At 43.1% G+C, this 22,235-nt stretch carries 23 protein-coding genes, 3 tRNA genes and 1 pseudogene; 20 read left to right on the forward strand and 7 right to left on the reverse strand.

Translation table 11 applies throughout. The features are described from left to right. Positions 1–76 precede the first annotated feature (76 nt). Positions 77–673, reverse strand: a complete 597-nt coding sequence (locus tag MUN53_RS02225; protein WP_022454471.1) for an RNA polymerase sigma factor — start codon at positions 671–673, stop codon at positions 77–79. Between the two features lie 91 nt (positions 674–764). Between MUN53_RS02225 and MUN53_RS02230 the strand changes: the two genes are divergently transcribed. Genes MUN53_RS02230 through MUN53_RS02240 form a run of 3 tightly spaced genes read left to right on the forward strand, consistent with a single transcriptional unit; the run spans position 765 to position 3,424 of the window. After that, on the forward strand, positions 765–1,658 hold the full coding sequence (locus tag MUN53_RS02230) for a helix-turn-helix domain-containing protein (protein ID WP_022454472.1): 894 nt from the start codon (positions 765–767) through the stop codon (positions 1,656–1,658). A gap of 22 nt (positions 1,659–1,680) precedes the next feature. Next, positions 1,681–2,802 carry an AAA family ATPase gene (locus MUN53_RS02235; protein WP_243323253.1) on the forward strand — a complete coding sequence of 374 codons (1,122 nt, stop codon included), beginning with the start codon at positions 1,681–1,683 and terminating at the stop codon, positions 2,800–2,802. A gap of 1 nt (position 2,803) precedes the next feature. Then, positions 2,804–3,424, forward strand: coding sequence for a DUF3226 domain-containing protein (locus MUN53_RS02240; RefSeq protein ID WP_243323254.1), 621 nt, complete (start codon positions 2,804–2,806; stop codon positions 3,422–3,424). Between the two features lie 74 nt (positions 3,425–3,498). On the opposite strand, the gene MUN53_RS02245 is transcribed toward MUN53_RS02240, so the two are convergent. The 3 genes from MUN53_RS02245 to MUN53_RS02255 all read right to left on the reverse strand — a co-directional run bounded on the left by MUN53_RS02245 (position 3,499) and on the right by MUN53_RS02255 (position 6,052). After that, positions 3,499–4,080 (reverse strand): sugar O-acetyltransferase, encoded by a 582-nt coding sequence (locus MUN53_RS02245; protein WP_243323255.1) that lies wholly within the window; start codon positions 4,078–4,080, stop codon positions 3,499–3,501. Positions 4,081–4,095: 15 nt separating this feature from the next. After that, positions 4,096–4,632, reverse strand: a complete 537-nt coding sequence (locus MUN53_RS02250; RefSeq protein WP_243323256.1) for a flavodoxin family protein — start codon at positions 4,630–4,632, stop codon at positions 4,096–4,098. A 127-nt stretch (positions 4,633–4,759) separates the two neighbouring features. Then, positions 4,760–6,052, reverse strand: a complete 1,293-nt coding sequence (locus MUN53_RS02255; RefSeq protein WP_243323258.1) for a cytidylate kinase family protein — start codon at positions 6,050–6,052, stop codon at positions 4,760–4,762. A 131-nt stretch (positions 6,053–6,183) separates the two neighbouring features. On the opposite strand from MUN53_RS02255, the gene MUN53_RS02260 reads away from it, so the two are divergent. Next, complete coding sequence (locus MUN53_RS02260) at positions 6,184–7,050, forward strand: AraC family transcriptional regulator (RefSeq protein ID WP_243323260.1); 867 nt, start codon at positions 6,184–6,186, stop codon at positions 7,048–7,050. Positions 7,051–7,129: 79 nt separating this feature from the next. On the opposite strand, the gene MUN53_RS02265 is transcribed toward MUN53_RS02260, so the two are convergent. From MUN53_RS02265 to MUN53_RS02275, 3 genes are all read right to left on the reverse strand, one after another. Beyond that, positions 7,130–7,203: transfer RNA gene (locus tag MUN53_RS02265), tRNA-Asp, on the reverse strand. A gap of 29 nt (positions 7,204–7,232) precedes the next feature. After that, positions 7,233–7,306: transfer RNA gene (locus tag MUN53_RS02270), tRNA-Asp, on the reverse strand. A gap of 28 nt (positions 7,307–7,334) precedes the next feature. Next, positions 7,335–7,408 (reverse strand) — tRNA-Asp (locus tag MUN53_RS02275). Positions 7,409–8,172: 764 nt separating this feature from the next. Here MUN53_RS02275 and dnaK point away from each other — a divergent pair. The 16 genes and pseudogenes from dnaK to MUN53_RS02355 form a co-directional block, all read left to right on the forward strand. Next, positions 8,173–10,092 (forward strand): molecular chaperone DnaK, encoded by a 1,920-nt coding sequence (dnaK, locus tag MUN53_RS02280; RefSeq protein ID WP_243323261.1) that lies wholly within the window; start codon positions 8,173–8,175, stop codon positions 10,090–10,092. A gap of 201 nt (positions 10,093–10,293) precedes the next feature. Continuing rightward, positions 10,294–10,860 (forward strand): hypothetical protein, encoded by a 567-nt coding sequence (locus MUN53_RS02285; RefSeq protein WP_005812876.1) that lies wholly within the window; start codon positions 10,294–10,296, stop codon positions 10,858–10,860. Further along, positions 10,857–12,104: a site-specific integrase gene (locus MUN53_RS02290; protein WP_005812874.1), complete on the forward strand. Its 1,248-nt coding sequence runs from the start codon at positions 10,857–10,859 to the stop codon at positions 12,102–12,104. Before MUN53_RS02285 ends, MUN53_RS02290 begins: the two co-directional genes overlap by 4 nt. Before the next feature lie 410 nt (positions 12,105–12,514). Next, positions 12,515–13,069: a hypothetical protein gene (locus MUN53_RS02295; RefSeq protein ID WP_021935591.1), complete on the forward strand. Its 555-nt coding sequence runs from the start codon at positions 12,515–12,517 to the stop codon at positions 13,067–13,069. Positions 13,070–13,202: 133 nt separating this feature from the next. Further along, positions 13,203–13,571 carry a helix-turn-helix domain-containing protein gene (locus tag MUN53_RS02300; protein ID WP_004320284.1) on the forward strand — a complete coding sequence of 123 codons (369 nt, stop codon included), beginning with the start codon at positions 13,203–13,205 and terminating at the stop codon, positions 13,569–13,571. Positions 13,572–13,614: 43 nt separating this feature from the next. Further along, positions 13,615–13,956 carry a helix-turn-helix transcriptional regulator gene (locus MUN53_RS02305; protein ID WP_005812869.1) on the forward strand — a complete coding sequence of 114 codons (342 nt, stop codon included), beginning with the start codon at positions 13,615–13,617 and terminating at the stop codon, positions 13,954–13,956. A gap of 2 nt (positions 13,957–13,958) precedes the next feature. After that, positions 13,959–15,065, forward strand: coding sequence for an AAA family ATPase (locus MUN53_RS02310; protein WP_005812867.1), 1,107 nt, complete (start codon positions 13,959–13,961; stop codon positions 15,063–15,065). A 200-nt stretch (positions 15,066–15,265) separates the two neighbouring features. Continuing rightward, positions 15,266–16,165: a toprim domain-containing protein gene (locus MUN53_RS02315; RefSeq protein WP_005812865.1), complete on the forward strand. Its 900-nt coding sequence runs from the start codon at positions 15,266–15,268 to the stop codon at positions 16,163–16,165. A gap of 183 nt (positions 16,166–16,348) precedes the next feature. Continuing rightward, complete coding sequence (locus MUN53_RS02320) at positions 16,349–17,293, forward strand: hypothetical protein (RefSeq protein ID WP_229102524.1); 945 nt, start codon at positions 16,349–16,351, stop codon at positions 17,291–17,293. Beyond that, positions 17,281–18,060 (forward strand): hypothetical protein, encoded by a 780-nt coding sequence (locus MUN53_RS02325; RefSeq protein WP_005812861.1) that lies wholly within the window; start codon positions 17,281–17,283, stop codon positions 18,058–18,060. The genes MUN53_RS02320 and MUN53_RS02325 overlap by 13 nt, the downstream gene beginning before the upstream one ends. After that, entirely contained in the window at positions 18,057–18,827 is a 771-nt protein-coding gene (locus MUN53_RS02330; RefSeq protein WP_007837351.1) for a metallophosphoesterase, read from the forward strand. Before MUN53_RS02325 ends, MUN53_RS02330 begins: the two co-directional genes overlap by 4 nt. Before the next feature lie 221 nt (positions 18,828–19,048). Next, positions 19,049–19,501 carry a hypothetical protein gene (locus tag MUN53_RS02335; RefSeq protein WP_005812857.1) on the forward strand — a complete coding sequence of 151 codons (453 nt, stop codon included), beginning with the start codon at positions 19,049–19,051 and terminating at the stop codon, positions 19,499–19,501. Continuing rightward, positions 19,498–19,830, forward strand: coding sequence for a DUF4134 domain-containing protein (locus MUN53_RS02340; protein ID WP_005812854.1), 333 nt, complete (start codon positions 19,498–19,500; stop codon positions 19,828–19,830). The genes MUN53_RS02335 and MUN53_RS02340 overlap by 4 nt, the downstream gene beginning before the upstream one ends. A gap of 58 nt (positions 19,831–19,888) precedes the next feature. Continuing rightward, the gene (locus MUN53_RS02345) at positions 19,889–20,254 is read left to right on the forward strand and encodes a DUF4134 domain-containing protein (protein WP_007837354.1); all 366 of its coding nucleotides are present in this window, start codon (positions 19,889–19,891) and stop codon (positions 20,252–20,254) included. A 48-nt stretch (positions 20,255–20,302) separates the two neighbouring features. After that, positions 20,303–20,602, forward strand: coding sequence for a DUF4133 domain-containing protein (locus tag MUN53_RS02350; protein WP_005816074.1), 300 nt, complete (start codon positions 20,303–20,305; stop codon positions 20,600–20,602). A 122-nt stretch (positions 20,603–20,724) separates the two neighbouring features. Further along, positions 20,725–22,092, forward strand: a pseudogene (locus MUN53_RS02355) (TraG/VirB4 family ATPase); the annotation flags it as partial. Between the last annotated feature and the right edge of the window lie 143 nt (positions 22,093–22,235).

The raw sequence follows: 22,235 nt of genomic DNA on the forward strand, positions 1-22,235 counted from the left end.
ACACACAATTCGTGATTTGGAATGAGGGCAAATCCGTTTGTTTAGAGTTTTTAAGTTTATCCTTCTTTATTGTTCCTTATGAGCTCATCCATTTACAAACCAACAGAAGAATGCCGAGCAAACGTCCCATTTTATCCCGTAGCAATTTGATGGCTTGCGAATAATGCGATTTAACGGTCGGCACCGAGATGTGTAGCTTGTCGGCCACTTCCTGATTCGACAGATTATCCCGAATCTTCAGGAGGCATACTTTACGTTTCTGCTCGGGCAATTCCGCCAATATCTTATAAAAATGTTGGAACAAGTCTTTTTCCTCCAAGGCACTTTGCAGTTTATCTTCAAATTCCGGTGCATTTTGGATGACTGCATAATTCTTTTCCATATCAGAAAAGTTATCCCGTATTTCATTTAATACCAGGTTTTTGGTCATGGTGTACAGATAATTCCGAAGATGCACGGAGCCCACAAATAAAGAACGAGATTCCCATAACTTGAGAAATACCTGTTGGACAATGTCTTCTGCGAGAAACGTATCCTTCAGGTATTTATAAGCCAATACATAAAGCATTTTATTGTATCGCTCATAGATAGCCGTAAAAGCTTTTTCATCGCCGTTCTGTAAACGCGAAAGAAGCATGTCATCTGGTTGATCGGGATGGAAGAACTGGGGCATATCGTAGTTTGTTAACGCATACAAATGTATGAAAAAACTTAAAAGCGTCACATGAAAATGCTTATATTTGTAGAAATATAATGATAAGCTTATGCCAGACGTTATCAAACTCGACACGATCGAACAGTATAATCAATTGTATGGACTGGAAACTCTTCATCCATTGGTGGCAGTGGTTGATTTGTCAAAAGCATCCCGTTTCCCGACTCATTTTACATTAAACTATGGAGTCTATGCGCTTTATCTGAAACAGACAAAATGTGGCGACTTGCGTTATGGGAAACAGATGTATGATTATCAGGAAGGAACCGTGACTAGTTTTGCTCCGGGACAAGTAGTAGAAGTGAAAGTGACAGACTTTGTTCCTCCGAAATCAAAAGGCTTGTTGTTTCATCCGGATTTGATCCGTGGAACATCTTTGGGCAAGGATATCAAGCATTATTCTTTCTTTTCCTATGCTTCGAATGAAGCGCTTCATTTGTCGGACGAGGAAAAAGGAATTTTCCAGGATTGTCTGGATAAGATTCAGGTAGAACTTTCGCATCCGGAAGACCGGCATAGTCGCCGTTTGATTTGTCGGAATATCGAGTTACTGTTGGATTATTGTACCCGTTTCTATGAACGTCAGTTTGTAACACGTACAAATGTCAACCAAGACATTTTGGGCAAATTCGAAGATCTGTTGGATGAGTATTTTCAAAACGGTAAACCTCAGGAATTGGGCTTGCCTACAGTCAAGTATTTTGCGGATGGTGTTCATTTGTCGCCTAACTATTTCGGAGATTTGGTCAAGAAAGAGACCGGGCGAACCGCTCAAGAGTATATTCAAAACAAACTGCTCAATGTAGCGAAAGAAGAAGTTTTAGGATCAAACCGAAGTATCAGTGAAATTGCCTATCGTTTGGGATTTCAATATCCCCAGCATTTTTCAAGGATATTCAAGAAAGCAGTGGGTTATACACCGAAAGAATTCCGCTTGCTTTGATTGAGATTGGATAGATGGACTTATGAAAAACTGTGTTAAACAGAGCTTTATAAGTAGAGTTTTTTGTAGTTTTGTACATGAATGTGTAACCACAGAAAATACAGAAACAATGTTTGATAAAATCGAAATAGAGCGATTCAGAGGCATTCGATATGCTAATATAGAAGGATTCAGGCAGATAAATCTTTTCTTTGGAAAGAATAATTGCGGCAAGTCTACTTTGCTGGAATCTTTGTTTTTAGTGAGTGGATTATCGAATCCTTTGCTTCCGGTTCATGTTAATATTATACGTGGTTATGGCAAGTCTCGTTTGAACGATTTGAAATTGGATTTCTATAATTTAGATTCAAGTCAGCCAATACATATTCGGATGAAAAACGATGAGATCCGAGATTTAAAGATTCATCTTTTTGAGCAAAGTTCAAATAAGATATCTCTTAATGCAGATGTAGCCAGTATTCTTTCCAATGTAGAAGAAGGAGACTATGGCTTGAGATTTGATTTTAAGGTAAATGATAACTCGTTTGTTTCTCAATTACGATTTAGCTCAGAGAATCCGGATGATGCAACTCGTATGGTTGCGGAAAGTTATGTTGAATCATTGCGATGCACTTATTTAAGTCCTAAATATGATTTTAGCGCATCCATTCACGGACTGAAAAATATTCTTCAAAATAAAGATGAGCATTTTATAATAGAAGGCTTGCAATTAATAGAACCTAGAGTCAAGGATTTTATATTTACAGATAATGAAATGCTGGTGGATATTGGCTTGGCAAAGCGAATACCTGTTAATATGATGGGGGATGGAGCAAGGAAAATTGTATCTCTACTAACGGCTATATATGATTGTAAAGACGGTGCTTTACTTGTCGATGAAATCAGTAATGGTTTTCATTATTCGGTGATGAGTAATTTATGGAAGGTGCTTATTCATGCTGCAGTTCGGAATAATACACAGTTATTTATTACAACACACGATATTGATTCCATAAAAGGACTTAGAAATGCTGCTCTTGGGGAGTTTGACGATCGTATCGCTTCTTTTAAGCTCTTGAGATCTTTAGATGATGAGTTGAAAGCATATCACTATTCATTGGAGAGTTTAGATTATTCTATTAATCAGGAAATAGAGGTAAGATGATATGAATAAGATCTTCATTGAAGCTAAAGATAAGAGAACTTCAGAATATTATTTTCTGAAAACTATTCTAAATCAATTTTTTCCTGACAAAGAAGTTGATTTTATTCCGATGAATGGCATTGGTAATCTATTCCATGAAGCTATTCTTAATCAAATGTCTCTTGCTCAGGATAGCGGAGAGCAAGTGATAGTTTTTGCAGATGCGGATACGATTGCTAAAGGATGGGGTTACAATAAGAGGAAAGCGGCAATAGATAAAGGTATGTTGGATCATGGCATATCTTTTCCTTATTTTCTTTATCCTAACAATCTGGATGATGGAGATGTTGAGATGTTGATGGAGAGTGCTGCCCGACGAGATGCACATACGATATTCTTCGATTGTTTTGAAGATTATGAACGGTGTGTCTTAGGTGTAAAAGATGCGTCCGGACAACCTTTATATAATGTCCCTAATTTGAAAGGGAAACTACATACTTATATGAATGCTCAAAATTTGAGTAATAGCCAGCGTCGAAGGTTAGGAAGTGGAGATTGGCTTTTTGATAATGTAAATTATTGGAATTTAAAGGTTGCAACTCTGCAACCTTTAAGAGATTTCTTGGCAACTCATCTTAAATAAAGAGTGTTGCTTTTAGTTATTGGATCACAAGTGTAAATTATCATTCCATTTATAATAAGATTCTTATTAAGAATCTACCCCTCAATTTCCTTAACATCCAAGTGACGAAGGATACGGGCGGGAACGCCTCCGACAATGGTATTGGCCGGAACATCTTTGGTGACAACAGAACCGGCGGCAATAATAGAGTTGTCTCCGATCGTAACACCTTGCAGAATGGTTGAATTGGAACCAACCCAAACTTTTTTACCTAATACAATCGGAGCCGGATGCATGGAGGCTCTTTCTGCCGGTTCAATGAAATGATTGAGCGTAGCAAAGACTACATTATGTCCGATCAGGCAATCGTCACCCAAGGTAATTCCTCCCTGATCCTGGAAATGGCAACAAGCGTTGATAAATACATTTTTACCTACATGGATGTTCTTTCCAAAGTCCGTGTAAAAAGGAGGAAAAATACGGAATGAAGGATCAACCGGCTTTCCTGAAAGTCGGGAAAAAAGTTCCCGTATTTCATCCATGTTATGATAGGCATTGTTCAATTCGGCTGTTATACGTCTGGCTTCATCGTTCATCTCATTCAAAAACTGAAAAATCTCTGGCGTATTTAACGGTTTCCGTTGATTGACGTGTTCTAAAAAACTTTCGAGTGTCATAAGCTAGTTGATTGATTATACATTTTCTCCCATTTCGTAAGCTTCTTTCAAGGCGGCCTTTCCTTTGATTTCTCCTACATGCCAAACACCGCCGCAGAAAATTGTTCCTTTGATTGTCGGGTTTTCCAGACAATCCAGGAAACCTTGGAAATTGGCAACAACCCGATCCATAATGTGGGGATCATCTTCTGCCGCTGTTGCAATGAAGTAGAATTCTTTGTTCTTCATTTCTGTATAAGGACCACAGCAACGGTCGATCATGATTTTCATTTGTCCACTCATGGCATAAAAGTAAACCGGAGTGGCCATCACGATTACATCGGCAGCCAACATCTTCTGAATGATTTCGGCTGCATCATCTTTTTGAGGGCAAGGCTTGTGGTATTGGCTGCAAACACTGCATCCCAGACAAGGATGGATAGTCTTGTCGCGCAAGAAAATCTTTTCCACTTCGTTCCCGCTTGCCAGAGCGCCTTGCATGAATTCATCGCAAAGCGTATCGGAATTACCACCTCTTCGAGGACTGGAAGATAAAATCAGAATCTTTTTCATCTTTATTTTGTTATAAGTTAGTTCCATTATTCTGGAAACAAAAATACGGAATTTATGATTCCGTTCTTGTATCTGAATTACGGATCATCTAACCTAAATTACGGAAGACTGAAAAAGGATGAAGACATCATCCTTTTTGTTTCTTCTGATAGATGTTTTTAATCAGTTCGCAAGCCACCGGAAGTCCGATCTCTCCAGTATTGATCATCAGGTTGTAATGATGAGGTTCGCCCCATTTCTCACCGGTATAATATTCGTAATGGGCAATTCTGCTTCGGTTGATCCGCTTGATTTCACTCTCTGTCTTCTCTAATGGAATGTCATACTCTTGAACACAACGTTTGCGGGCGTTCTCAAGATCTGAATAGCAGAATACTTTGATGACATTCGGATGATGTTTTAATATAAAGTCTGCACACCGGCCGATAATGACACACGACTCTTTTTCTGCCAGTTCCTGTATGATTTTACTTTCGGCAACAAACAGAACATCGTCTGAAGAAAGGCTGCGTTCCAACGATTGCTCGCTGCTTTTGGCCAGTATGCATTTTAACCAGAAAGAGGGAATGGATTGTTCGTTTCGGACAATATACGATTCGTCAATCCTGCTTTTCTGGGCTACCAGGTGAATGAATTCTTTATCATATAATTTAATGCCCAGGTCTTTGGCAAGCATTTCTCCTAAAATATGGCCACCACTACCGAATTCGCGGGCAATGGTAATAATGGTATGACTGCTTGCCGGTGTTGGTGTAACTACCGATTGTGGCATTTGGATCCATTTATCAAAACATTGGTAATATGGACTGATGAAATGGACAATAGGACCAACGACCAATGCGGCTATAACCGTTCCTTCCCGTACACCATAAATACCCGACATGAAACAGAGGGATAACAGGCAGGCTATGACAACGAGTGAAATGTCAAATCCCAATTTGATATATCCAAATTCTCCATGAAACCTTTTGGAAATAACCCGAACGAAATATTCGCCAGCCATCATTGCTATGTCGGCTTTGACTTCAAGGGTGATGCCTGCCGCCAGGATAAAGCATCCGATGAGCAGATAAAGGATATGACTGATATAGCGTACGGGTTCAACCCAGAATAGCAGGTTCATACATACGTCGATAAATGTTCCGAAACATAAGGAGATAGGTATTTGGAGCAAAAACATGCGCAAATCTTCTTTTAACTCTTTTCGGGTCATTAATGGAAGTTCCAATACGACGAAAAGTAAATTGAGGGCAATGGTCCATTGGCCGATTGTCATGGGAGTGAACATACTTAATACGTACGTAACACTTGTGATGGGTGAAGTGCCTAACAATGCTTTCGTGATTAATGCGATTCCCAAGGCATTAACAAACAAAGCGATTGCAAATAAACAATAACGTCTGAATGTATAGGTGTTCATATGCTTGATTTTTTAATTGCGGATGCAAAGTTCTTCTTAATTCCTGAATCCATGTACATAAAAAAACGACCATCATTGGTCAAATACGAAACAAGTCTTACCTTTACGCCCGGAAAAAGATCTTGGTAAATATGTCGTTGATTGAAGAAATAGAAGCTCAGGAAAATACGGAAATCCATGTGAAATGTATCCATATTGATGCAAGTTCGTATGGAAATGATCCAATAAAGTTGGAGGATGGTTTCTTTTTTGCATTGGTTACAAACGGAACAGCCTTGTTAGGTGATTTGTATCAGTCGTATACCATCCGAAAAGGTGATCTGTTTCTTCAGACTCCCAGTATGAGTAGTGTACTTCAAGGTCGGAGAAATGATTTTCAGTTGATCTGTATTTATATGGCTCCTGATTATTTTGATGGATTGTCGCATGGTCAGCCTCTTTATAATCAGTTATCGAAGTATTTAGGAAAGAACTGTTTGCCTATTTTGCATTTGGAGATGCCTCATTTCCGCTATTTGCAAAAGACGATGCAATTATTTTCTGAGGAGCTGGATTTGTTTCATCTGTATAAAAACGGGATTATCCGGAATCTATGTAATTTATTGTCGTTACAAATGACAGATATCCTTTGCCAGCGCACAGAAGAAGATACTTCTACCTATGTCAAGCGTTCCAACGAAATATTCCTGAAGTTCAGAAGATTGCTGACTTCGAATTACCGGAAGCATCATAATATTCAATTCTACGCAGATAAGTTAAACATATCAACTACTTATCTTTCAAGAATCGTCAAGAGAATCACCGGCCGTACGGTTTATTCGCATATATCTGAACTGATTTGTGTGGAGGCAAAACGATTATTGGAATGTTCTGATAAGGACGTCAAGGAAATCTCCGATTGGCTGGGTTTCTCGGATCAATCGGTTTTCGGCAAGTTTTTCTTAAAGCGAACGGGACTTTCTCCTATGAAATACCGGACGATGCGATTGGGTAACTGACGAAAGAACGGACATGCAGAAAAAGGTGATGGGATTCTAACAAAAAAGCTCCGAAATCAATGATTTCAGAGCTTTCCTGCGGTGCGTACGGGACTCGAACCCGTGACCCCATGCGTGACAGGCATGTATTCTAACCAGCTGAACTAACGCACCTTGGATAGGAGAATAATTATTTTAAGAAGCGGTGCGTACGGGACTCGAACCCGTGACCCCATGCGTGACAGGCATGTATTCTAACCAGCTGAACTAACGCACCTTGAATAGGGAATAATTATTTTAAGAAGCGGTGCGTACGGGACTCGAACCCGTGACCCCATGCGTGACAGGCATGTATTCTAACCAGCTGAACTAACGCACCATTCTTTCTTTATTTATTCTTGCTATCTCTCTCGATTGCGGTGCAAAGGTATGCATTATTTTTAAATCTGCAATAGTTTTTGAAATAAAAATGCAAACTATTTTATAAGTGCCTTGTTCTCAGGTATGTTTTTGGAAGCTTGTTTTTGAACTCTCTTTTAGAAATCATTTATCGCGTGCATAGAAAAGGTGGTATTTCCATGTATTTATTTGCTTTACAATCGTTGAATCACCTCATCTTTCAGATAACCAAGGGAATAGAATGATTGTGAAGGATGGTTATTTATGAATAGACCGCTTTCTCATAATATATAATATAAAGAATGATACTAACGAGAATCAAAAATGTTTCTCGAGGGTTCTATTTTTGATTCTCGTTGGAAACATTTACCAATCATATAGGCTTTATTTCAAAAGCCGGCGTATTTTGGTCAAAAGCTGGCGTATTTTGATGAAAAGCCGGCGTGTTTTGAAGATTTCTTAGGCATGAATTTATTTCATGTTGGGAGATTCTGGAATCAAGGCCAGAATGAGTAGGGAAAAGTATAATGGATTTGGAGCCTATCCTTGAGCATAAACTGACAAAAAAACGTTCTAAGAAACGAAAAGATGGATTCTTTAAGCCATTTTGTCAGAAGTTATGACAGGAAAAAGGACAATGGCATCTTTTTTTTCTTTGGCATAAGGTTTGTTGAATATTAGGTGTGCGACTTGAAAACGCACACAAATGAAACTTGAATAATAACAATAAAAAATATAAACATTATGGGAAAGATTATAGGAATCGACTTAGGTACAACCAACTCTTGTGTTGCTGTTTTGGAAGGTAATGAACCGGTTGTCATTGCAAATAGTGAAGGTAAAAGAACAACTCCTTCTATTGTAGCGTTTGTTGAAGGTGGTGAACGTAAGGTAGGTGATCCGGCTAAACGTCAGGCTATCACAAACCCGCAGAAGACAATCTTCTCTATCAAACGTTTCATGGGGGAAACATACGATCAGGTACAGAAGGAAATTTCTCGTGTACCTTATAAAGTAGTACGTGGCGATAACAATACTCCGCGTGTGGACATCGATGGTCGTCTGTACACTCCGCAAGAAATCTCAGCTATGGTTCTGCAGAAAATGAAGAAGACAGCTGAAGATTATCTGGGACAGGAAGTAACAGAAGCTGTTATTACCGTTCCGGCTTACTTTAGCGATGCTCAGCGTCAGGCTACAAAAGAAGCTGGTGAAATTGCCGGTTTGACTGTACGCCGTATCGTAAACGAACCGACTGCCGCTTCATTGGCTTATGGTTTGGATAAAGCCAACAAGGATATGAAGATCGCTGTATTCGACTTAGGTGGTGGTACATTCGATATTTCAATCCTGGAATTGGGTGATGGCGTATTCGAAGTTAAGTCAACTAATGGTGATACACACCTGGGTGGTGATGATTTCGACCATGTAATCATCGACTGGTTGGCAGAAGAATTCTTGAAAGACGAAGGTGTTGATTTGCGTCAGGATCCGATGGCTTTGCAACGTTTGAAGGAAGCTGCTGAAAAGGCAAAGATTGAATTGTCAAGTACAACTTCTACTGAAATCAACTTGCCGTATATCATGCCGGTTAACGGTGTTCCAAAGCACTTGGTTAAGACATTGACTCGTGCTAAATTCGAACAGTTGGCTGACAGCTTGATTCAGGCTTGTATCGCTCCTTGCCGTCAGGCTTTGCAGGATGCCAATTTGTCAACTTCAGATATTGACGAAGTAATTTTGGTAGGTGGTTCAACTCGTATCCCGGCTGTTCAGGCTATCGTTGAGAAATTCTTCGGTAAAGCTCCTTCAAAAGGTGTTAACCCGGATGAAGTAGTTGCCGTAGGTGCTGCTATCCAAGGTGGTGTCTTGACAGGTGAAGTAAAAGACGTCTTGTTGCTGGATGTTACTCCGCTGTCATTAGGTATTGAAACCATGGGTGGTGTGATGACAAAACTGATCGAGGCTAATACAACAATCCCGACCAAGAAGTCTGAAACATTTACAACTGCAGTAGATAACCAGCCTTCTGTTGAAATCCACGTATTGCAGGGTGAACGTTCATTGGCAAAGGATAACAAGTCAATTGGTCGTTTCCACTTGGATGGAATTCCAGCTGCTCAGCGTGGTGTTCCTCAGATCGAAGTTACATTCGATATCGATGCCAATGGTATTTTGAATGTTTCTGCTAAGGATAAGGGAACTGGTAAGGTACAGAGTATCCGTATTGAAGCTTCAAGTGGTTTGAGCGAAGACGAAGTTAAGCGTATGAAGGAAGAAGCTGCTGCTAATGCTGAAGCTGATAAGAAAGAAAAGGAACGTATCGACAAACTGAATCAGGCAGACAGTATGATCTTCCAGACTGAAAAACAGTTGAAGGATCTGGGCGATAAGATCCCGGCTGATAAGAAAGCTCCGATCGAAGCTGCCTTGAACAAACTGAAAGAAGCTCATAAGGCTCAAGACATTGCTGGTGTAGATGCTGCTATGGCTGAATTGAACAATGTATTCCAGGCTGCTAGTCAGGAAATGTACAATGCTCAGAACGCTCAGAGTGGTGCTCAGGCCGGTGGTGCAAACTTCGGTGGTCAGGCAAACAACAATGCCGGAAACAACAACGGTAAAGACAATGTAACTGACGTGGACTTCGAGGAAGTGAAATAAGCACATAGAGAAATAAGAATACAATATCAAATGGAAAGCGTGTAGCTCAATGAGTTACACGCTTTTCTTGTTTTTGGCCGTACACAATAATATTGCTATCTTTGCGTTATTATTATAAACATCTGTACCTTATTTGTACCTGTAAGAAAAAGTAGATATGATGAGAAGAATAGATATTAAGAACTACAAAATGAATGAATTATGGCAGTAGCAAAGTATAAGATAGTACGGAAATGTCCTGTGTGCGGAGAAGAGTTCTTCGCAAGGACTTTGGAGTCCTGGTATTGTTCACCCAAATGCTCCAAGGTGGCGTGGAAGCGTAAGCATGATGAAGAAAAACGCCAACTTGAACTGGACAAGATTGTAAGCAATATGCCCAAGTCTAAAGAGTATATCAGCATAACGGAAGCGTATGCTATGTTTGGTGCAAGCCGCTCAACCATTTATAGGCTCATCTACATGAAAAAGATTTCCTTCATTGAGCCAGAGAAAGGAATACGACTTGTATGCAAAGGAGAACTAATGAATCTGTTTCCGTTAAGACAGTCTCCGCTTGACACCAAGCCAAGGAAACCAGTTACCATGTACCGCATGGAACCAGAGGATTGCTATACAATAGGTGAGATTTCCAAGAAATTTCATCTGGATGACAGCACCGTGTATGCTCATATACGAAAATACTCAATACCGACCCGGCAAATCGGTAATTATGTGTATGCTCACAAGGAATCAATAGACAAACTTTATAAAGATATAAAACCATTATGAAAAGATTAGATTATACTAAAGTCTCCGTCAAATTAAAGAAAAGTGAGTGGAGAGATGAGTGGTTCATCTATCTTGAAGCTTATCCTGTTTATGAGACGGGAAATGACAAACCCAAACGAGTGCGTGAATATCTCAGGAGGTCTATTACTACCCCTATATGGGATAAACGACGAAGCGAGCGAGCCGTTGCTGGTAGAATAAAGTACAAGCCCAAGCGAGATGACAATGGCGTTATTCAGTGTAAATCCAAGCAAGATATGGAAACTTGCCTTTATGCGGATGGCGTTCGAGTCCTGCGTCAAAAAGAGTACGACAACATGGCTCTCTTTACTGACCAGCAAATGGAAATGGCAGAACAAAGCGAACGCTCAAAATGCAATGTTCTGGAGTATATTGAGAAGTTAATCAAAGAAAGAGAGGAAACTGCGTCAGAATCGATAGTTGTCAACTGGCGCAGATTGCACACACTGTTGTCAATGTTTGCCAAGTGTGACTACATACAGTTCTCGCAGATTGACATGAAGTATATTGAGGCATTCCGTTCCTTCTTGATAAAGGCACCGCAGGGTGGTTCTAAGAAAGGAACTATTTCAAGGAATACGGCATCGACGTACTTCTCTATCTTCAAGGCGGCACTCAAACAAGCTTTCGTGGATGGCTATCTGAATTGTGATATTGCTGCCAAGGCTAAAAATATCATGTTTCAGAGTGCTCGAAGAGAGTATCTGTCACTGGAAGAACTTAATATATTGGCAAAGACTCCGTGTGATGATATACTAAAACGGGCAGCCTTGTTCTCTGCACTGACAGGAATGCGACATAGCGATATTCAAAAGCTTAAATGGTCAGAGGTTGAAGAATACAATGGTGGGTACCGTCTCAATTTCACTCAGCAGAAGACTAAGGGCGTTGAATACATGCCTATATCGCCACAGGCATACAAGCTTTGCGGTGAGCGCAAGAAAGACGGAGAACTGTTGGTGTTTGCCGGACTGCCTGACCCTTCATGGATATCTAGGCCTTTGGAACGGTGGGTAAAAGCATCAGGGATTACCAAGCACATCACCTTTCATTGCTTCCGCCACACCTATGCAACGTTACAATTGGCTAACGGTACAGACATATATACCGTAAGCAAAATGTTAGGGCATACCAATGTAAAAACCACGCAAATCTACGCAAAAGTAATTGACAAGAAGAAAGATGAAGCTACAGAAGCTTTTAAGTTGGACATAGATGAATAGTGATTATCATTTGTAAGCACTTAGTATAGAAGACCACTTGTATCAATAAGTCCTTTATTGTACAGGTGGTTTTTAGTGCCTTTCATTTTCAACATTCTATGTAATGATGCTATTGTTTTGGCACTTTAACCTTTCGTGGAAACCAAACATTTATAACAATAAACAGATAAAAATGAAAAAAGACAGCCTTTTTTGGCTTCTCTCTTTTTGAAGAGAGCAAGCGTGTCCACAAACATGTGGAGTGTACAGAAGACTTCTACAGAGAACTGTATGAGTTGTTTGAGATCGCAAGAAGTTGGTATCTTCAAGCTGAAAAGAATCATATGAAGACAGAGTACTTCATAGAACTATTTGAGCGCAGTCACCAATATATTGACTGTGATTGTGCACGTTGTAAGAACTCGCGACAGATGGCAATTGGCATTATTGGTACTTTGTTTAGAGACTCTAAGTGTGTGTCAATAATCAAGAAAAAAGAAGATTATTCCAAGCAGGAACTTATTGAGTTGTTTCTTCAACATGTGGGTACTGGTCTGCCAATCCTTACCCGAAAGAAATCGTCCATCCTCACTTTGGGATGCCAATTGTCAGACAGACAGATGGATTTGTTGGTAGAACTTGTCCAAAGTCACGACATATTTGATTTTGCCGACAACAGTGATGTGCGTAGCGAGTTGTGTCGCCTATTCAAGTGCGACTTGGACGCATCTATCCGTGTAAAGAATGTACGTAATGTAGCCGTACTGTTTGACGCTATGGCTCAATACCATTTGATAAACAATAATTGGCAATATGTCATGGGAGAAGGTCGCTTCTTAACCAGTATCAAAAAGGATGGAACAGAGAAATTCATAACTTCAAGTTGTCTTTCCTCTTCTCTTTCAAGGATAAGAAGAAACGTTTCCATGACAGCAAGTCAATATGCCATCTGCAAATCCATCGAACAGATATTAAGAGAGGAATAAATCACAATAATTCTGCTAAATGAAAGTAAAAACGTGATAGTTTGGTTGATACTGCCTTACTATCACGTTACTTTTTCTATTTAGTGACAGTCTCCCCATAACTTTGCATCAAAAATCATAAAAAATAATTAGCATGGAAGAAAATAGTATAAGATTTGAAGATATTCCCAACGCTATAACGGGGGTACTGAAAAAGCTGTCATCATTAGAAGACAAGATTGATGGTATATATGAACTTGTTCAATCAGAAAAAGAAGAAACATGGTTTACGGTTGCTGAATTATGTGCTTATCTCCCAACACATCCGGTAGAGCATACCATATATTGCTGGACAAGCAATCGGGAAATACCGTTTCACAAGAGAGGCAAACGCATCATGTTCCTCAAATCTGAGATAGATGAATGGCTTCAAGGAACCAAGGGCAAATCGAAGAACGAGATTCAAAGAGAAGCAGAGGAATATGTACTATCTACACAAAGAAAGAATAGACGGCTAATATAACCGTGCTACTGTCTGTAAACAATTTAATTAAGGTACGTGACACATGAATGAAAGACATTTTAGACTCTATGAGCGAATTGTCGCAATAGAAGACAGTTTGGAGGCTTTGGGACCTATTGACAAACTAATAGAGCGAATCGAGGAATTGGAGAAGATGGTCAAGCAGACCAAAACCGTCTTGGGGTTTGACGAAGCATGTAAGTATATTGGTGTTTCTGAAAGCCTGCTATACAAACTTACAGCCGCAAAAGAAGTTCCACACTATAAGCCAAGGGGAAAAATGCTGTATTTTAATAGAGAAGAAATCGACAAGTGGCTGCTCCAAAACAAACAAGAGGTCATTGGAATGGTAACGAAAATAGAAATTGATAATCCGAAAGAATGAAAATGGAAGAAAATAACAAACATGTACAGCCTAACTCAAAAGAGGAAGGAGTACAGCGTCTCAATCGCATATTGAGCGAATCGTTGATAAAGGCAACAGATACTTATAAAACACCTCCTCAGATTATATGGGTTGATAATTCCAGCATAGCCACATTGGGCAACTTCAGTGCTTCTACTGGTAAGGCAAAGGCGAAAAAGACCTTCAACGTGTCTGCCTTGGTAGCCGCTTCCCTCGCCAACGGCAAGGTACTGAACTATCGCGCCAGTCTGCCAGAGGGGAAACGCAAGATACTGTATGTAGATACGGAGCAGAGCCGCTATCACTGCCATAATGTGCTGGAGCGCATCCTGAAGCTCGCTGGTCTACCTACAAGCATCGACAACGAGAACCTTGACTTTATCTGTCTGAGAGAGTACACGCCCTCCGTCAGGATAGAGGTCATAGACTATGCGCTTGCCCAAGACCAAAGCTATGGACTGGTCATCATCGACGGAATCAGAGACCTGCTTCTCGACATCAACAATGCGGGAGAATCGGTCGAGGTCATCAACAAGATGATGGAATGGTCATCAAAGTATGACCTGCACATCCATTGCGTATTGCATCAGAACAAGGGCGACAATAACGTGCGCGGGCATATCGGTACGGAGATGAACAACAAGGCAGAGACGGTGCTTGTCATCACCAAGAGCACCACCAATCCCGACATCAGCGAGGTGAAGGCGATGCACATCCGTGAGAAGGAGTTCAAGCCGTTTGCCTTTACAGTCAATGAGGAAGGGTTGCCAGAGATTGTCGAGCACACGCCGGAGAAGGAAGAAGGTGACAAGCAACCGTCAAGGTTTACTTACCAAGACTTGACATCCGAACAGCATAACGAGGCGCTGACGGCTGCATTCAAGGAGAAACCTATCAAAGGATTCGATCGCATGGTGGAGGAATTAACGCAAGCCTATGCAGACATTGGCTTTAAGCGTGGCAGAAGCGTCATCATCAAAATGCTGAAATACCTGATTAACGAGCAAAAGCTCATAGTGAAGCGGGATAATCATTACTATTTCGGATATACACCTGCCGAGATTGACCTGTTCCATGAAGAGGAATAAAAACAGTTCAGAAACCAGTTTAGTTTACGTCCGTACCTATATATAAGAAATAAGGCCAAAGTAAACCGAAATCGGAGGCTGAATTGGGAAGCGGAAAAGTAGTTTAGCAAATGGTTTAGTTTACGGGTGTGCCTATATAGGAGAAAGGGTAAAGTAAACTGTTTCCATGGACAAAGTAAAACCGAACAAATGAAAGTACAATGAATATTGAACAATCGAAGAAACTGAGCATTATAGACTTCTTAGACAAGGAGAATGTAACGCTGAAAAAGAAGAAGGGCAATGCCTACTGGTATCTGTCACCCTTCAGGGACGAGAAGACCGCATCGTTCAAGGTCAGCAAGAAGGAGAACCTGTGGTACGACTACGCCATTAAGGAGGGCGGTGACCTTGTGGAGCTGGTAAAGCGTATGTATAACAAACAATCCGTTTCCGATGCCCTTGCCTACCTTGCGTCCAAGAGTATTGCCACTGTGGATAAGGCAATCGAGACCGCTATCGCAGCCAAGGAATACACGACAACCAAGATGAACGATGTGAAGCTGCTCCCACTGAGCAACCATTCTCTGCTGTCCTATTTCAGTAGCCGACGGATAGACATCACCATTGGCAGGATGTATTGCAGGGAGATACACTACAAGGTTGAGCAAAAACATTACTATGGCATTGCCTTTGGCAATCTGAGTGAAGGACATGAGGTGCGCAATCCCTATTTCAAGGGCTGCATCGGGCATAAGGACATCACCCTGCTTGCCCATACGTTCAACGAGTGGCAAAACGGTTGTCTGGTCTTTGAGGGCTTCATGGACTTCCTTGCTTATATGACCCTCGTTAAACAGCAAGACCGATGGTTTGTCGTTGAAAGCCCTTGCGACTATATGATACTGAACTCAGTCGCCAACCTCAAACAGGCATTGCATTACCTTGACCGTTACACCCACATCCATTGCTTCCTCGACAACGACCAGGCAGGACGCAAGACGGTTGAGAGCATCAGCAATGTATTCGAGTACAGGGTGACGGACGAGTCCTTCAGATATGCCGACTACAAGGATGTCAACGACTATCTGATGAGGAAGAAACGAACGGCATCTGAATGACATTATAAAGACGAAAACACCATCATTTGATGCAAAAATGGCTCAAATGCATTGAAATTACATATCAAATCTGCACTTTTTCGCCCAAACATGCTTGATTCTCAATTATTATCCTTATTTTTGCATCGTTTTAATACATTATTAAAATGTAGCAGAATGGAATTGAAAAAAGAAATAAGGATATTGGGCAGACGCTTTGAGGTGGAACCTCGTGCCAAGGAAAGCCTGAAAGGCATCACGGTTGGCGAGAAACTCTCATACCGTTTCTATGATGGCACATACCAAGGCACGCCCCTGCTGTTCGTTGAGCCCAAGAAGGGCAATCCCTCTCCACGGACTTGCGCCATCACGGGCAAGCGGTTGACCGAAGCCCTGGGACTGCCTGCGGTGTTTATCCTTGCGCCCGGACCCACCTACGAGCGACACAGACTGGCAGACAAAGGAGTCTTCTTTGTCATGTCCGAGGAATATGCCCATCTGCCAGGCATCATAGCATTGGAGAAGACAAGCAACAGGAAGATTGCCGAAGTATTGACCCCTGTGGCGCAATACATACTACTCTATCACCTACAGGTGGGCAGTATTGAAGGAATGTCGCCAAGGGATATTGCACCGTTGCTTCCATATTCTTACGAAAGCGTCACGTTGGGTGTCACCTGTCTTGAAGATGTAGGACTGTGTCAAAAGATTCAGAACGGACAGCGCAGCAAGGTGGTACACTTCGAGTTGAAGGGCAAGGAACTGTGGGACAAGGCTCAGAACGTCTTGCTGTCACCTGTGGAGAACCGCATCTTTTGCGATGACATACGCTTGGATGCGGAATACCCCGTATGCGGCATCAATGCCCTGGCACATTATTCCATGCTTAATCGTGACCGGGAAGAGATGATAATGATGACAAGCAAGGAATATCGTGCCGTCAAGTCGGCTGATGTCATGGAGAATCCCAACATCTATGACGGCAACTATATCATAGAGGTATGGAAATACCCTGTTGTCAGCAAAATGGGCGACAAAAGCCAGTGGGTTGATCGCCTTTCCCTTGTCCTTTCGTTGAGAGATGATGATGATCCGAGAGTAGAAAAAGAAGTAGAACGAATAATCAGTGAACAGAAATGGAAGGATTAGTCAAGTTCCGTGAAGCATTTGCGGAATACTCAGAAAACTATGTGGTGATAGGCGGAGCAGCCTGTGACATCACCATGACCAATACCGTGGTGCGTCCACGCGCCACACACGACATCGACATGATAGTCATCGTAGAGAACATGACCGAGGCTTTCGCCAATCGCTTCTGGCAGTTTGTGCGGGAGGCTGGCTATCGACCTGAAAAGAGGAAACAGGAGGCTGGTGAGCCACCAAGGTATGAAATGTATCGTTTCCTTGATGGTAAAGACGGCTATCCCGAGATGATAGAACTGCTGTCACGCCACCCCGACGTGCTTGGAGAGCCAAAGGGATTTGTCATAGAACCTATCCCGACCGATGAAGATGTGTCGAGTCTTAGTGCCATCATCATGGACGATGATTACTATCACTTTACTATCGCACACAGCCAACTGACTGATGGCATACGCCATGCCAATTCCGCTGCCTTGATAGCACTGAAGGCAAGAGCCTACCTAAATCTCATGGCAGACAAGCGGGACGGCAAGCATGTGAACACCAAAGACATCAAGAAGCACCGTTCGGACATCCTGAAAAATGTGGTCATAATGACTGAGGACAACATTGAGGCTCCTGCTTCAATAGTGGCATGTATAAGGGAGTTTGTCGCCTCCATCAGAGCCGACTGGTCAACTCTCGCAGAACCATTGTCAAAGTCACTCGGTCAAGACGAGGCATTTGTGACCGGACTGTTAGATCAACTGGATGAATTGTTTATAGAAGCATGACCAATATGAAGATACAATACGCATCCGACCTGCATCTGGAGTTTGCCGACAATTGGCGGTATCTGAAAGCCCACCCCTTGGAGGTGACGGGCGACATACTGCTGCTTGCCGGCGACATCGGCTATCTCGGCGATGACAACTACTCCAAGCATCCCTTTTGGGACTGGGCATCGGAGAACTACAAGGAGGTGCATTGCTGCATGGGCAACCATGAGTTCTACAAATATTATGATGTGGCGACACTGCCCGACGGCTATCTCTTGGAGGTACGTCCCAATGTATTCAGCCACTACAACGGTATTGCGAGGATTGGCGACACCGACATCATCCTCTCCACCCTTTGGTCGAGGATTCCTTTGGAGGACGCTTACTTCACCGAGCAAGTGATAAGCGACTTCCGCCGTATATTATATAAAGGTGAGCTGATGACCCATGCCCAATTCAATGCTGAGCATGAACGTTGCCTCACCTTTATCAAGGATGCAGTGGCATATTCGCAAGCAGCCCATAAGATTGTTGTCACCCATCATGTACCATCGTTCCGTATGCTCCACCCAAAGTTTCAAGGCAGCAAGGCAAACGTGGCGTTCACCGTAGAGTTGGAGGACTATATCACCGATAGCGGCATAGACTATTGGATATACGGACATTCGCACACCAACATCGATGCCAGGATAGGCAACACCCAATGCTTGTCCAACCAGTTGGGCTATGTTTTCTCTAACGAACATCAGGACTTCTCCCATGGCAAGTACCTGACCATATAGCCATCCACATTTTTTTCATCCACCCTCTTTACAAGCTCTTCCCTATCGGAAGGGCTTTTTTTGTGCCTTTCGAGTTTGATTTTTGAGTATGATTGCGAGTGTAATCAAAATTAGAGTTAAGATTTGGCTCCGCGGAAAGTCATTTCGGTTTAAGATTGAAGAAAAGGTAGTTCCTTTGCATCGGCAATAAGCCAAACCATAGTAAAATCAAACTTGAAAATATGAAGTCATTTGTAATATTCGCCATTGTCGTGACCATAATCTATGTCATCTACTATACGGTCATCATCGTGCAGGATCTGTACGGAAAGCCCAAGGACGAGAAGTCACAGGGCGAGTCGTTTGATGTCAGTGACATGACCGACGAGGAAGAGTCGATAGCGGTCAGCGAGAGCGACGGTGGTTTCAGCGTAGGCGACAACCAATATGAGACAGCCTACGAGGAGAAGCAGCTTGCAGAGCCTACAGAGGAGGCAGCCGCCACTGCGGAAGAGAGCAAGCCTCATGTGCTTGAAAAGATACAAAGCGCAATCGAGAAGAAGATGGAGGAAGTGAATACCACCTATTCCGACCCCATGTATTCGGAAGAATTGAACAACACCATCATCGCCCGCGGTCTTCGTCACAATGGACGTGACATGGTCAAGGTGGAATCACTCAATAATGAGATATGATGTCAAAAACAAGAAGTGCATTTCTATCATTATATGCCGCTTTAACCCCAGCTCTGGCCAGTGCTAAGTGTGGCAACGTGGACTACAGCTGGGGAGCGGACGCACTTGCGAGTGCCCATGACTATGCCGTGACGATGATGCTCTATATCGTTTATCTGTGCTATGCAGTGGCGGGCATCGTGGTCATAGTCAGCGCCTTGCAGATATATATAAAGATGAATACGGGCGAAGAAGGAGTGAAGAAGAACATCATGATGCTGGTGGGAGCCTGCCTGTTCCTCATAGGAGCGACCATCGTCTTCCCCGCTTTCTTCGGTTATCAGATTTGAGATACAGGTGATACGAGATAAGATAACTCAAAGTGTAACAAATTAAAAGGTAAAAAGAATGTTTGAAAGGATTAACAAGAAGGTGAAGGGATTCTTCTCTTCACAGCGCATGAAAACGCTCGCCCTGATGTTGCTTGTCGGCACCACCGCAGCAATGGCACAGAACGCAGCCGGCGACTACTCGGCAGGAACGACCGCGCTTACCACAGTGACGGAGGAGATTGCCAAGTATGTACCTATCGTGGTGAAGCTCTGCTATGCCATTGCAGGTGTCGTTGCAATTGTCGGAGCCATAAGCGTTTACATCGCCATGAACAACGAGGAACAGGACGTGAAAAAGAAGATCATGATGGTCGTCGGCGCATGTATTTTCCTCATTGCAGCAGCCCAGGCACTGCCTCTGTTCTTCGGCATTGGAGGTTAAACGCAGCGTGAGATTGTGAGTATGTAGAACGTTAAAACACTGACAGTTATGGCAGATACAAAGCAAGAGCGTTTTCCGGATTATCCCATTTTCAAGGGACTGCAACGTCCATTGGAGTTCTTCGGGTTGCAGGGACGCTACATCTACTGGGCGGCAGCCACCGCAGGAGGAGCCGTTGCGGGTTTCATCCTCGGCTACTGCATCTTCGGTTTCGTGGCAGGACTCGTGCTGCTAGTCCTCGCCGTAGCTGTCGGTGGCGTTCTCATCGTCATGAAGCAGCGCAAGGGCTTGCACAGCAAGAAGAGTGACAACGGCATATTCATCTATGCCTATTCAAAGAAAGTGTAAAACAAAAAAGAGAATCCATTATGTCCAAGTGGAAAGCTATCAATGATTGTAAGTGAATGGAGGTGGGGGCATCACGCATGAGGGTGCGCCCGCCTTTTTGCGATTAAAAAAGAAAAAGAACAATGACCCTATACATCATACTCATATTCTCAGCCATCTGCGTGGGCATGGCCATCAGTGTCAAGGCATTCGGCACGGGAGGGAAGCGCAAGCGCATCTTCCAGGACATCTACTTCTCCATCGAGGAAGTGGATGGCATCGGCGTGCTCTATACCAAGACGGGCGAATACTCCGCTGTTCTGAAGATGGAGAACCCTGTGCAGAAGTATTCCGCCAACATCGAGGCCTACTATGAGTTCACCCACCTCTTCGCCGCCCTTGCCCAGACCTTGGGCGAAGGCTATGCGCTGCACAAGCAGGACGTGTTTGTGAGGAAGGCATTCAAGGAAGAGAACGGTGGAAATCATGAGTTCCTGAGCGAGAGTTACTTCCGCTATTTCAACGGCAGACCCTTTGCCGACAGCGTCTGCTACCTCACCATCACACAGGAGAACAAGAAGAGCCGTCTGATGTCGTTCGACAACAAGAAATGGCGTGACTTCTTGGTGAAGATACGCAAGGTGCACGACCAGCTGAGGGATGCCGGCGTGAAGTCCCGATTCCTCGGCAAAACGGAAGCCTGCGAGTATGTGGACCGTTTCTTCTCCATGAACTTCCGTGACAAGGTGGTGTCGATGACCAACTTCAAGGTCGATGACGAGACCATCGGCATGGGGGACCGTAGCTGCAAGGTGTATAGCCTTGTGGATGTGGATTATGCCAACTTGCCGTCGGTCATCCGTCCCTACGCAAATATCGAGGTGAACAACACCAGTATGCCCGTTGATCTCGTGAGCATCGTCGATAGCGTGCCCGGAGCCGACTGCGTGGTGTTCAACCAGATGGTGTTCGTGCCCAACCAGAAGCGTGAGCTTGCCCTACTCGACAAGAAGAAAAACCGCCATGCCTCCATGCCCAACCCCAGCAACCTGATGGCTGTAGAGGACATCAAGCGTGTGCAGGAGGTGATAGCCCGTGAGAGCAAGCAGCTCGTCTATACCCACTACAACCTCGTGGTGGCAGTGAGCGGCGACACCGACATACAGAAATGCACCAACCATCTCGAAAACTCCTTCTCGCGCATGGGCATCCACATCAGCAAGCGGGCCTACAACCAGTTGGAGCTGTTCGTCAACTCTTTCCCCGGCAACTGCTATGGCATGAATGCCGACTACGACCGATTCCTCACCCTCGGCGATGCCGCCACCTGTCTGATGTACAAGGAGCGCATCGTGCATAATGAGGACACCCCGCTGAAGATATACTATACCGACCGCCAAGGTGTGCCCGTAGCCATCGACATCACAGGAAAGGAGGGAAAGGAGAAGCTGACCGACAACTCGAACTTTTTTTGTTTGGGTCCTTCGGGCAGCGGCAAGTCGTTCCACATGAAGATTCGGAGGTCAAAACGACGGCAAACGGAAGCAAAAGTTAGCGTTATAAAATACTGATTTACAGGATATAATTTTTAACAAACCGAAATTTTGGCTATTGGCGAATCGTCCTTTTTGGAGTAATTTTGTACCGCCATTGT

The organism is Parabacteroides faecalis (assembly GCF_022809355.1).
Lineage (GTDB): Bacteria > Bacteroidota > Bacteroidia > Bacteroidales > Tannerellaceae > Parabacteroides > Parabacteroides faecalis.